Genomic DNA, 12467 nt, shown 5'->3' on the forward strand with positions numbered 1-12467 from the left:
CGTTTGGACAAAGTAAAGGAGGAGGCGACCGCCAAAGGCGGACGACGGGGGACATTTGTCCAGACGCCTGCCACCCGCGCAGCGGCCCAGACCTTCGCGGTGGCAGTTGCCGTAGACGCAGGCGTGGTCGAGCGCTGGGGGGAGTGGGCATCCGGGCGGCTTTGGCACTGCTCTCGACTGTCCGCAAGCCGAGCTGCTGCGCGGGTGGCGGGCATTTCGACAAAGTAAAGGAGGAGGCGACCGCCGCAGGCGGGCGACGGGGGACATTTGTCGAAATGCCTGCCACCCGTGCAGTGGCCCCACCCTTTGCTGCAGCACTGATCGAAGAAAAAAAGCCCCGGCAGATGCCAGGGCTTTTCGTTCGGAACGGCGCGGACGCCTTACTTCTTCTTCGGCATGTACAGATCGGTGATCGTGCCGTCGTAGATTTCCGAGGCCATCGCCACCGACTCGCTCAGCGTCGGATGCGCATGGATGGTGTGGCCGATGTCTTCCGCTTCCGCCCCCATCTCAATGGCCAGGCCGATCTCGGCCAGCAGGTCGCCGGCATGCACGCCGACGATCGCGCCACCGATGATGCGGTGGGTCTCTTCGTCGAAGATCAGCTTGGTGAAGCCCTCGGTGCGACCGATGCCGATCGCGCGGCCACTGGCGGCCCACGGGAACTTGGCCACGCCGACCTTCAGGCCCTTGGCCTTGGCTTCGGTCTCGGTCACGCCGACCCAGGCGATTTCCGGGTTGGTGTAGGCCACCGACGGAATCACGCGGGCGACCCACTCCTTCTTGTGGCCGGCTGCCACTTCAGCGGCCAGCTTGCCCTCGTGCGTGGCCTTGTGGGCCAGCATCGGGTTGCCGACGATGTCGCCGATGGCAAAGATGTGCGGCACGTTGGTACGCATCTGCCGATCGACCGGGATGAAGCCGCGGTCGGTGACCTGCACGCCGGCCTTCTCGGCATCGATCTTCTTGCCGTTCGGCGAGCGGCCCACGGCCACCAGCACGCGGTCGAAGGTGCCTTGCGCCAGCGCAGGCGCCTGGCCTTCCTCGGCGGCTTCGAAGGTCACGGTGATGCCCTTGGCATCGGCGGTGACGCCCGAGGCCTTGGTCTTCAGGTGCACCTCGATGCCCTGCTTCTTCAGGCGGTCGGCCAGCGGCTTGACCAGGTCCTTGTCGGCGCCCGGCATCAGCTGGTCCATGAACTCGACCACGGTGACCTTGCTGCCCAGCGCGCTGTACACGGTGGCCATTTCCAGGCCGATGATGCCGCCGCCGACGACCAGCAGCGAGCCCGGCACTTCGGCCAGCTCCAGCGCATCGGTGGAATCCATCACGCGCTTGTCGTCCCACGGGAAGTTCGGCAGCTTCACCGCCTGCGAACCGGCGGCGATGATGCACTTCTGGAAGCGCAGCAGCTGGGTGCTGCCATCAGCGGCGGTGATCTCCAGCTCGTTGGCCGAGACAAACCTGCCAACGCCCTGCACGTTGCGGACCTTGCGCTGCTTGGCCATGCCGGCCAGGCCCTTGGTCAGCTGGTTGACGACCTTTTCCTTGTACGCGCGCAGCTTGTCCAGGGTAATGGTCGGCTTGCCGAATTCGACGCCGAAATCACCGGCGTGGGCCACTTCGTCGATGACCGCAGCAGCATGCAGCAGCGCCTTGGACGGGATGCAGCCGACATTGAGGCAGACGCCGCCGAGGCTGGCGTAACGTTCGACCAGCACCGTATCCAGGCCGACGTCGGCGGCGCGGAAGGCTGCGGTGTAGCCGCCCGGGCCGGAGCCCAGCACGACCATCTCGCATTCGATGTCGGCCGGCTTGCCGCTGGACAGCGCCGGCTTCGGCGCAGCCGGTTCGGCCGGGGCGCGGTGCGACGGGGTCACCGGCGGCTTGCTGGCCGGGGCGGCCGGAGCCGGCGCGGCGGCCTTGGCCGGGGCTCCGGCGGCGCCTTCAGTGTCCAGCACCACGACCACGGCGCCTTCGGACAGGGTGTCGCCCAGCTTGACCTTGATTTCCTTGACCACGCCGGCGGCCGAGGACGGCACTTCCAGGGTGGCCTTGTCCGACTCCAGGGTCACCAGACCCTGATCCTTCTTCACCGTGTCGCCGACGGCGACCAACACTTCGATCACCGGCACATCGCTGTAATCGCCGATGTCGGGAACCTTGACTTCAATCGTGGCCATGGTGGGTTTTCCTCGTGCCCGCCCGGCGGCGCCGGCGGGCTGTCACTGCATCTGTTCACGCGGCCGCGCCAGGGGCTGCGGCCGCACGGTGGGGGCGAAGCGGTGCCTTACAGCAGCACGCGGCGCATGTCGGCCAGTACCTGCGACAGGTACGTGGTGAAGCGTGCGGCCAGTGCGCCGTCGATGACGCGGTGGTCGTAGCTCAGCGACAGCGGCAGCATCAGCTTCGGTGCGAATTCCTTGCCGTTCCAGACCGGCTGGATGGACGACTTGGAGACGCCGAGGATGGCCACTTCCGGTGCGTTGACGATCGGGGTGAACGCGGTGCCGCCGATGCCGCCCAACGAGCTGATCGAGAAGCAGCCGCCGCTCATGTCCGCCGGGCCCAGCTTGCCGTCGCGTGCCTTCTTGGCCAGTTCGCCGGTTTCCTGCGCGATCTGCACCACGCCCTTCTTGTCCACGTCGCGGATGACCGGCACGACCAGGCCGTTCGGCGTGTCGGCGGCGAAACCGATGTGGAAGTACTTCTTCAGGGTCAGGTTTTCACCGCTGGCATCGAGCGAGGCGTTGAATTCCGGGAACTTCTTCAGCGCTGCGGCGCTGGCCTTGATCAGGAAGGCGAGCATGGTCAGCTTGATGCCGGCCTTCTCGTTCTCCTTGTTCAACGCCACGCGCAGGCCTTCCAGGTCGGTGATGTCGGCCTGCTCGAACTGGGTGACGTGCGGGATCATGGCCCAGTTGCGGGCCAGGTTCGCACCGGAGATCTTCTTGATGCGCGACAGCGGCTGGACTTCGGTCTCGCCGAACTTGCTGAAGTCGACCTTCGGCCACGGCAGCAGGTTCAGGCCACCACCAGCGGCGACGGCGCCACCGGCAGCGGCCGGCACGCCACCGCTGAGCACGGCCTTGACGAACTTCTGTACGTCACCCTTGGTGATGCGGCCACCCTTCTCGGTGCCGTTGATCTGCAGCAGGTCCACGCCCAGCTCGCGGGCGAACACGCGCACCGCCGGGGTGGCGTACGGCACCTTGGCCGGCAGCACGCCATCGGCATTGAACTGCACCGGCGGGCTGGACGGGGTACCGGCCGAGGCGATCTCGCGGGCCGCCAGCTTGTCCGGCTGCGCCGGCACAGCAACCGGCTCGACCTTGGTGGCGGTCTCTGCGGCAGCCGGAGCGGCAGCAGCAGCGGCCTTGGTCGGCGCCGGCGCGGCAGCGCCCTCGGCTTCGATGATGGCAACCACGTCGCCTTGCGACAGATTGTCGCCCACCTTGACCTTGATCTCCTTGACCACGCCGGCCACAGACGACGGCACTTCCATGGTGGCCTTGTCGCTTTCCAGCGTGACCAGGCCCTGGTCCTTCTTGACCGTATCGCCCACGGCGACCAGCACTTCGATGACCGGAATGCCGGCGTAGTCGCCGATGTCCGGCACCAGGGCTTCAACCGCACCACCGCTGGCAGCCGGAGCGGCCGGCGCAGCTGCGGCCGGCGCGCTCTGGGTGGCGGCAGCCGGGGCAGCGGCCTTGGCCGGTGCCGGTGCCGGTGCGGCCGGCTTGGCGGCTTCGGCTTCGCCTTCGGCCACTTCGATCAGGGCCACGACCTTGCCTTCGGACAGGCTGTCGCCCACTTTGACCTTGAGCTCCTTGACCACGCCCGCCACCGAGGACGGCACTTCCATGGTCGCCTTGTCGCTTTCCAGCGTCACCAGGCCCTGGTCCTTCTTGACCGTGTCGCCGACGGCGACAAGCACCTCGATTACCGGGATATCGCTGTAGTCACCGATATCGGGGACAAGTGCTTCCTTGATTTCGGCCATGGGGATAACTCCGGCAATCTGGTGTAGGGAAACGTCTATTGTGCGGCCAGCGGGGTCCAGCGCCAACCGTTACAGGTGTTTTCAGTACGCACGCAGCCGGGACAGGCTGTTGCCCATGGGTCGGGTGCGCGACCAGTCGGTAGCGTATTGTCCAGGCGATGTCCGCTTCATGTCGCCCGCGCGTCGGCCACCGGCTGCCAGGCCTGGCGCAGGCGCGGCAACGACCACGCCGCATTGGCAGGGCTGGTCGACGGCAGCGCGACCACCTTCGGCGGGGCCTCCAGCCGCGGCAACACCCAGCGCTGGAATGCCTGCAATGACGCGCCGCCATTGCAGCCGATCAGCGTCAGCTCAGGCAACGTGGCGATCAGTTCCGGCAGTGCATTGGCCACTTCCGTGCCACGCACGATGTCCGCATCCAGGCTGCCGCGCCGCTCGCAGCGCCCGATCACATCCCACAGGCCGATGCCTGCGGCCTTCAACGCCTGCAGCCGTTGCACATAGGGCAGATCCGCGTCGAAACCGCAGATATCGGCCATCAGCGGCCAGAAGCGGTTGCGAGGATGCGCGTAGTAGCGCTGCTCCTGCAGGGATGCCACGCCTGGCATCGAGCCCAGCAGCAGCACCCGGCATCCCACGTTCACCTGCGCTGGCAGGCCAATGCACAACGTTGCCGTGCTCACATCTTCTCCAACTGCATGAATGTCGGCGAGAGCAGAAAACGCCATGAATAAAGGCATTCCGCACCCGTCGCTGAACAAGGAAAACTATTTTTTAACGTGCGTCGGATTCGATTCATGTTGGGGCGACTACGGTGTGCTCGCCCCGCAACCGGGGGCCCAAAACAAGAAACATTAGGAGATACCCCCATGCGCTCCATCCGTATCCTGAGTCTCGCCCTGCTGACCTCCGCCGCCTTCGCGCCGGCCGCTTTCGCCCAGGACAGCAGCACCACCGATACCGCTTCGGGCAAGCATTTTGCCGTTGTTGGCGGCATCTCGCTGCTGGAGCCGAAGAACGACCCGATCACCGGCGTGAAGAAGACCGACGGTGGCCCGGCGCCGACCGTCAGCTTCAGCTACTACATCAACGACAACTGGGCCGTTGAGCTGTGGGGCGCTGCCGACAAGTTCGACAACAAGTTCAAGGGCCCGAACAACGCCCGCCTGGGTTCGGTCGAGCAGCAGCCGGTCGCGCTGAGCGGCCAGTACCACTTCGGCCAGGCCGACAACGTGTTCCGCCCGTTCGTGGGCGTGGGCTACTACCAGTCGAGCTTCAGCAACGAGAAGCTGGGCAACGGTGCTGACACCGACATCCGCTTCAAGGATGCCAAGGGCGTGATCGGCACCGTCGGCGTCGACATGAACATCAACTCCACCTGGTTCGCCCGTGCCGACGCCCGCTACATGCGCGCCCGCCCGGACATCAAGGTCGGCGGCGAGAAGATCGGCGAAGCCAAGATGGATCCGTGGACCGTCGGCTTCGGCATCGGCGCCCGCTTCTGATCCAGGCAGCACCTGCTTCACTGATGCAACGCGACGGGCCCTTCGGGGCCCGTCGTCGTTTCCGTCACCCGCGTTCCGCGTGTAGAGCCGAGCCCATGCTCGGCTGCTTTTTTGTAGAGTCGAGCCAAGCCCCCTATCCCGAGTCGAGCGGCGGGCTCCGCGCGCATTGCGATGCGTTACGTTCAATGGCGCCCACGGTCAAGGGTGGCGCGGCTCGGCTCTACAGACACAGGACGCGGAGACACGATGGACGACGTCGACCTGCTGGTGATCGGTGGCGGCATCAATGGCGCCGGCATCGCCCGTGACGCCAGCGGCCGCGGCCTGCGCGTGCTGCTGTGCGAACAGCATGACCTGGCCGCGCACACCTCCAGCGCCAGCAGCAAGCTGATCCACGGCGGCCTGCGCTACCTGGAGCAGGGCGAGTTCGGGCTGGTGCGCAAGGCGCTGGGCGAACGCGAGGTGGTGCGCCGGCAGGCGCCCCATCTGGTCCATCCGCTGCGCTTCGTCCTGCCGTGGGAACCGCACCTGCGCCCACGCTGGATGCTGCGCGCGGGGCTGTGGCTGTACGACCATCTGGGCCGGCGCAGCCCCGCCTTCCCCGCGTCACGCGCACTGGAACTGCAGCACGATCCGCTCGGCCAGTGGCTCTCCCCGGCGCTGCGGCAGGCCTTCAGCTACGCCGATGCGCAGGTCGATGACGCGCGGCTGGTACTGCTCAACGCCCTGGATGCCGCGCAGCGGGGCGCACAGGTGCAGGTGCGCAGCCGCTGCATCGACCTGCACCCCGTGCAGGGCCGGTGGCGGGCCGTTCTGGAATCCGCCGATGGCCAGCGGCACCCCGTGAATGCCCGCGCCGTGGTCAATGCGGCGGGCCCGTGGGCCGGGGGCCTGCTGGAACGGATGCAGACGCGCAGCGGCGGCCCTGCGCTGCGCCTGGTGCAGGGCAGCCACATCGTGCTGCGCAGGCCCTGGCCCGATGACAGCGCCTGCCTGCTGCAGCAGCCCGACGGGCGGGTGGTGTTCCTGCTGCCTTTCGCCCACGACCACCTGCTGGTGGGCACCACCGATACCGACTATCGCGGTGACCCGGCGCGCTGCAGCGTGCTGCCTTCCGAGGTGACCTACCTGTGCGAAGCGGCCAATCGCTACCTGCGTGACCCCATCGCCCCGGACGAGGTGGTCTGGGCGTTCGCCGGTGTCCGTCCATTGCTGGCCGACCCGGATCCGCGCGCAGCGCAGCTGAGCCGCGACTACCGCCTGCAGGTGCAGGTGGACCCGGCACCGGCGCTGCATGTACTGGGCGGCAAGCTGACCACCTACCGGGTGCTGGCCGAGGAGGCACTGGACCTGCTGCGCCCTGCCCTGCCACAGATGGGACCGGCCTGGACGGCGCGCGGAGACCCGCTGCCGGGCAGCGACTGGGGCGACGCCGCACAGGCGTGCTCGCGCCTGCTGGCGCTGGCACCGTGGTTGCCCGCAGGTATCGCGCGACGCTGGGCCGGGGCCTATGGCAGTCGCAGCGCGGAACTGCTGCAGGGTGTACACGGCCTGCACGATCTGGGCGAGGACTTCGGCGGTGGCCTGCATGCACGCGAAGTGGACTTCCTGCGCGAACGCGAGTGGGCGTGTGACACCGACGATATCCTGTGGCGCCGGAGCAAGCTGGGGTTGCGCCTGGATGCTGCGCAGGTGGCACGGCTGCAGGCGTGGATGGAGGGTCGGATCCCTTTTCCACGGAAAGGGCTCTGCCCCCCGTGATGCCACGTGTGCCAACCCAGGTTGGCAGCTACCAGGGCAGCCGCGCGCGACGCGATCGATGCATTAGGATTTCCCCATCGCCATTGGAGACGCTGCATGACGCCCCGCTACGTGCTGGCCATCGACCAGGGCACCACCAGTTCGCGCGCGATCCTGTTCGACCGCGCCGGCGACATCGTCGGCAGCGCGCAGCGCGAGTTCGCGCAGATCTTCCCGCAGCCCGGCTGGGTCGAGCATGACCCCCGCGAGATCCTTACCAGCGTCTATGCCACATTGACCGAACTGCTCAGCCGCGGGCAGATCGACCCACGCCATATCGCCGCGCTGGGCATCACCAACCAGCGCGAAACCACCGTGGTCTGGGACCGTGCCACCGGCCAGCCGATCCACAACGCCATCGTCTGGCAATCGCGGCAGAGCCACGCCATCTGCGAGCGGCTGAAATCGGAGGGGCATGAAGCACTGATCCGCGAGCGGACCGGGCTGCTGATCGACGCCTATTTCTCCGCGACCAAGGTGCGCTGGATCCTCGACCACGTGGATGGTGCGCAGCAGCGCGCCGAACGTGGTGAGCTGCTGTTCGGCACCATCGACAGCTGGCTGGTGTGGAACCTCAGCGGTGGCCAGGCACATGTGACTGACTACAGCAATGCGGCACGCACGCTGCTGTTCAACATCCACACGCTGGACTGGGATGACGACCTGCTGGCCCTGCTCGACATTCCGCGCGCGATGCTGCCGCAGGTGCGCGACTCCAGCGCGGTGTACGCACACACCCGGCCGCAGTTCTTCTTCGACCACCCGATCCCCATCGCCGGCATCGCCGGTGACCAGCAGGCGGCGCTGTTCGGCCAGGCTTGTTTCCAGCCGGGCATGGTCAAGAACACCTATGGCACCGGTTGCTTCATGTTGATGCACACCGGCGCGCAGGCGGTGCGGTCGCGCAACGGCCTGCTGACCACCATTGCCTGGGGCCTGGACGGCCGCGTGGAGTACGCGCTGGAGGGTTCGATCTTCATCGCCGGCTCGGTGGTGCAGTGGCTGCGCGATGGACTACGCATGATCGAACGCGCCAGCGACAGCCAGGCGCTGGCTGCGCAGGTGCCCGACAGTGGCGGCGCCTACCTGGTGCCGGCGTTCGTCGGCCTCGGCGCGCCCTATTGGCGCAGTGATGTGCGCGGTGCGATGTTCGGCCTGACCCGTGGCACCCGCAAGGCGCACTTCGTGCGCGCCGCGCTGGAAGCGATGGCCTACCAGACCCGCGATGTACTCGATGCGATGCAGTCCGATGCGGGTATCGCGCTGACCGAGCTGCGCGCTGATGGCGGTGCGATCGGCAACGACTTCCTGGCCGGTTTCCAGGCCGACATTCTCGGTGTGCCGCTGCTGCGGCCGCGACTGACCGAGACCACCGCGCTGGGTGCGGCCTATCTGGCCGGCCTGGCAGTGGGGTTCTGGAACAGCCGCGAACAGATCGCCGCGCAATGGGGCCTGGACCGGCGCTTCGAGCCACGGATGGAGGTGGCCCGGCGCGAGAAACTGTATGCGGGATGGCAGCAGGCGGTGGCCGCCACCCTCGCCTTCCACGTCGATTGAAATGGCAATGCCCTGCCCTGCTGCGGCACGTGGAGTGACACTGTAGAGCCGAGCCATGCTCGGCTGCTGCTGGCGGGATACCGCAAAAAGCAGAGCCGAGCATAGGCTCGGCTCTACAGGCGAATGGGCGCTGGCGTCAGAACGCCGGCAGCACCGCGCCCTTGTACTTGGTCTCGATGAACGCCTTCACCTGCGGGCTGGTCAGGGCCTTGGCCAGCTTCTGCACGCGGGCGTCGTCCTTGTTGTCCGGGCGCGCGACCAGGAAATTCACGTACGGCGAGTCCTTGCTCTCGATCGCCAGCGCATCCTGGGTCGGGTTGAGGCCTGCGTCCAGCGCGTAGTTGGTATTGATCAGGGCCAGGTCGACCTGGTCCAGCACGCGCGGCAGCATCGCCGAGTCCAGCTCGCGGAACTTCAGGTTCTTCGGATTGGCGATGATGTCGCGCTGGGTCGCCAGTGCGTTGGTCGGGTCCTTCAGCTCGATCACGCCGGCCTTGTGCAGCAGGATCAGCGCGCGGCTGTTGTTGCTCGGGTCGTTCGGGATCACCACGTCGGCGCCTTCGCGCAGCTCGGCCAGCGACTTGACCTTGCGCGAGTACGCACCGAACGGCTCGATGTGCACGCCGATCACCTTCACCAGGTCGGTCTTGCGGTCGCGGTTGTAGGCATCCAGGTAGGGCTCGGTCTGGAAGTAGTTCGCATCCACCTGCTTCTGCACCAGCTGGTCGTTGGGCTGCACGTAGTCATTGAACACCCGCACGTCCAGGTCCACGCCTTCCTGCTTGAGGATCGGCTTGACCACCTCGAGGATCTCGGCATGCGGCACGGCCGTGGCGGCCACCACCAGCTTCTGCGAGGGCTCGCCGGACTTGCCGCAGGCGGTCAGGGCCAGCGCAGCGGCGAGCAGGGGCAGCAACAGGGTCTTTTTCATGGGGGATTGAATTCTCGGGGGAGTGTCAGGAGTTTTCGTAGTTGCTCAGGGCCAGCTCAAGCAACGCCTTGGCCTGCTCGCGCAGCATCATGGGCTCGACGATCTCGGCATCCGAGCCGTAATGCAGCACATCCATCAGCAGCTCGCGCGAGACGCTGTACGGCACCTTCAGCTCATAGCGGCCGTCGGCCAGGAAGCGGCCCTGCTGCTTGGAATGCCAGTGCTCGTCGGCCACCCAGCGCGCGGCCTTGGCGCTGAACAGGATGGTCGCCCAGCCCTTCGGCGCGCCAGAGAAGATGCCGTAGCTGGCGCCGAGCTGCTCGTCCAGCTCGCTGTCGGCGACGTCGCGCGCGGTGCTGTCGACCACCCGCGCCTTGTGGATGCGGTCGACCGCGAAACTGCGCAGGGCGTCGCGGTCATGGTCCCAGGCATCCAGGTACCAGTTGTCGCGATAGTGGGTCAGGCGCTGCGGCGAGACGGTGCGCTTGGTCGGCTCGTCGGTGGAACGGGCACGGTACTCGAACGCCAGCTGGCGGCGCTCCAGCACGGCCGATGCGACGCTGCGGAAGCTGCCTTCGTCAAACTTGCGGCCACGGTGCGGAATCACCCGCACGCGGTCGACCGGCCAGCTGGACACGCCGGCCTGGGCCGCCAGCAGGCTCTCGATGCGTTGCTGCAGCGGTGCCAGCACCGACGACAGCACACCACCGCCGGTCCGCGCCAGCAGGTGCTGCGAGGCCAGCAGGGCATGCAGCTCCTCCGAGCTGAGCCACAGGCCGGGCAGCTCGAAACGGTCGCTCTCGTCAGCCTGGTAGCGGAAGCCCGCCTCGCCGTCGCCCTCGATCGGTGCCATCAGCGCATCGCGCAGGAAGGCCAGGTCGCGGTAGACGGTGGCGCGGGAACAACCGAGCTTGTCCTGCAGGGTCGCCACCGTCACCGGATAGCGCGCGGACTTGAGCAGACGATGCAGGGCGGTGATGCGTTCGTATCGGTCCATACCCCCGATTATGTCCGAGTCGCGGGTCTTGTGTGGGACGTTTGGGCTATCGTGGTCGCCCCCACCCCCATGGAATGCCCGATGCGCCGGTTGCCTGCCCTGTCCCTGCTGGCCTGCCTGCTGCTGGCCGCCTGTGATCGCGCGCCGGCGCCGGCCGGCGCCGAGCCCCCGGTACCCGTCGCCGATCCGACGCAGGCGGTGCTGGGCGCCAGCCAGCGTTTCGCGGCCCTGCGCAGCTTCCACGCCGAACTGGAGGTGCTGGGCGCACCACAGCCGGTGCGCAGCGCCATGGACTTCGTCGCGCCCGATCGTTTCCGGGTGGAGACGCCGGCGGGGCCGCAGACCATCATCGGCGACACCATGTTCCTGCAGGCCGACGGCGCGATCCGCCAGGTGCCGACCCCGCCCGGCCTGCTCGAGCAATGGCGCAACCCGCTGCCCGCCGATGGCCTGCCCGCCGAACTGAAGGCCGAAGATCTCGGCAGCCAGTCGCTGGACGGGGTGCAGACCCGGCACTACCGGCTGCGCGGTGCCCAGCCCGGGGAACGCCTGGAGTACTGGGTGGATGCCCAGGGCCTGCCACGCCAGATCGTACGCAGCGGCAGCAGCAATGGCCGCAGCTTCCAGCTGCGCCTGCGCTATTCGCGCTTCAACGACCCTGAGGTGCGCGTCGATCTGCCCTGAATAGGCAACCGCGCCAACGTTCGCTGAAGCGCGCATTGGATCGATTCGGACCGCCATCACGCTTCCAGTATCATCACCGGCTGTCAACCGTTCCGGAGAAGCCTCGATGTCCCTGCGCGTGTCCCTGCTGGTCCCCCTGCTGCTGTGTGCGCCGCTCGCATACGCACAGGATGCCTCCGAACTGGCGGCGATGTCCTCGCCGTGGAGTGGCAGTGGTGGCGAGCTCGGGTTTGCCTCGGCACGCGGCAACAGCAGCACCGAGAGCTTCAACGGCCGCCTGCGCCTGCGCTACACCGACGGTGACTGGGTGCACAGCATGGACCTGTTCGGCCTGCGCTCCAGCTCCAAGGTGACCGAAACCAACGACGACGGCACCACCACCCGCCGCAACAACACCACCGCCAACCGCTACACCGGCAGTGCCGGCAGCGCGCTGCAGCTGGGCGAACACCGCCAGCTGACCGCGACGGTGCGTACGGAACGCGACGACTTCGCCACCTACGACCGCCAGAGCTCGTTCGGTCTGGGTTACGGCACCCGCCTGTGGAACACCGAGCGCTTCTCGTTCGACGCGCAGATCGGCCCCGGTGTGCGCCGCACCCACAGCACCGAGGACGACCGCACCCGCACCGGCCTGATCGGCCGTGGCCTGTTCGACATGAAGTATTCGCTGACTGACAACACCGACCTGGTCAACACGCTGCTGGTCGAATCCGGTTCGTACAACACCTTCGGCCAGAACGACTTCGGTGTCTCGGTGAGCATGAACGAGCACCTGGCACTGAAGGCCGGCTGGCAGGCGCGCTACAACAGTGACGTGGCCGAGGACAAGCGCAAGACCGATACGCTGACCACGATGAACGTGGTCTACAAGTTCAAGTAAGCAGAACGGGCGCCCAGGGCGCCCGTTCTTCTTCCGGTAGTGCCGGCCGCTGGCCGGCAACTGCATTCAACTGGGGCACGCGGTTGCCGGCCAGCGGCCGGCACTAC

The 12467-nt window shown here is 67.2% G+C and carries 10 protein-coding genes; 5 read left to right on the top strand and 5 right to left on the bottom strand.

Annotated elements, in window-relative coordinates; genetic code table 11:
* Positions 1-380 precede the first annotated feature (380 nt).
* From lpdA to AC5P5W_RS08120, 3 genes are all read right to left on the bottom strand, one after another.
* Positions 381-2183 carry a dihydrolipoyl dehydrogenase gene (gene lpdA / locus AC5P5W_RS08110; RefSeq protein ID WP_495221021.1) on the bottom strand — a complete coding sequence of 601 codons (1803 nt, stop codon included), beginning with the start codon at positions 2181-2183 and terminating at the stop codon, positions 381-383.
* A gap of 107 nt (positions 2184-2290) precedes the next feature.
* The gene (gene aceF, locus AC5P5W_RS08115) at positions 2291-4003 is read right to left on the bottom strand and encodes a dihydrolipoyllysine-residue acetyltransferase (protein WP_197575105.1); all 1713 of its coding nucleotides are present in this window, start codon (positions 4001-4003) and stop codon (positions 2291-2293) included.
* A 167-nt stretch (positions 4004-4170) separates the two neighbouring features.
* Positions 4171-4686: a DNA-deoxyinosine glycosylase gene (locus AC5P5W_RS08120; RefSeq protein WP_197575104.1), complete on the bottom strand. Its 516-nt coding sequence runs from the start codon at positions 4684-4686 to the stop codon at positions 4171-4173.
* A gap of 186 nt (positions 4687-4872) precedes the next feature.
* On the opposite strand from AC5P5W_RS08120, the gene AC5P5W_RS08125 reads away from it, so the two are divergent.
* The 3 genes from AC5P5W_RS08125 (at position 4873) to glpK (ending at position 8865) form a co-directional block, all read left to right on the top strand.
* Positions 4873-5508, top strand: a complete 636-nt coding sequence (locus AC5P5W_RS08125) for an OmpW/AlkL family protein (RefSeq protein ID WP_014648503.1) — start codon at positions 4873-4875, stop codon at positions 5506-5508.
* A gap of 246 nt (positions 5509-5754) precedes the next feature.
* Entirely contained in the window at positions 5755-7269 is a 1515-nt protein-coding gene (glpD, locus tag AC5P5W_RS08130; protein ID WP_197575102.1) for a glycerol-3-phosphate dehydrogenase, read from the top strand.
* Between the two features lie 96 nt (positions 7270-7365).
* Positions 7366-8865: a glycerol kinase GlpK gene (gene glpK / locus AC5P5W_RS08135; RefSeq protein WP_014648505.1), complete on the top strand. Its 1500-nt coding sequence runs from the start codon at positions 7366-7368 to the stop codon at positions 8863-8865.
* 136 nt (positions 8866-9001) lie between these two features.
* Here the strand turns inward: glpK and AC5P5W_RS08140 are convergent, their stop codons facing one another.
* Both AC5P5W_RS08140 and AC5P5W_RS08145 read right to left on the bottom strand, forming a co-directional pair.
* Entirely contained in the window at positions 9002-9796 is a 795-nt protein-coding gene (locus AC5P5W_RS08140) for a MetQ/NlpA family ABC transporter substrate-binding protein (RefSeq protein ID WP_014648506.1), read from the bottom strand.
* A gap of 25 nt (positions 9797-9821) precedes the next feature.
* Positions 9822-10793 (bottom strand): helix-turn-helix transcriptional regulator, encoded by a 972-nt coding sequence (locus AC5P5W_RS08145; RefSeq protein WP_014648507.1) that lies wholly within the window; start codon positions 10791-10793, stop codon positions 9822-9824.
* A gap of 81 nt (positions 10794-10874) precedes the next feature.
* On the opposite strand from AC5P5W_RS08145, the gene AC5P5W_RS08150 reads away from it, so the two are divergent.
* Positions 10875-11477, top strand: a complete 603-nt coding sequence (locus AC5P5W_RS08150) for a LolA-like protein (RefSeq protein ID WP_180835182.1) — start codon at positions 10875-10877, stop codon at positions 11475-11477.
* A 106-nt stretch (positions 11478-11583) separates the two neighbouring features.
* On the top strand, positions 11584-12360 hold the full coding sequence (locus AC5P5W_RS08155; protein ID WP_014648509.1) for a DUF481 domain-containing protein: 777 nt from the start codon (positions 11584-11586) through the stop codon (positions 12358-12360).
* Positions 12361-12467 lie beyond the last annotated feature (107 nt).

This window comes from Stenotrophomonas sp. YJH_SMC_123 (assembly GCF_059368215.1).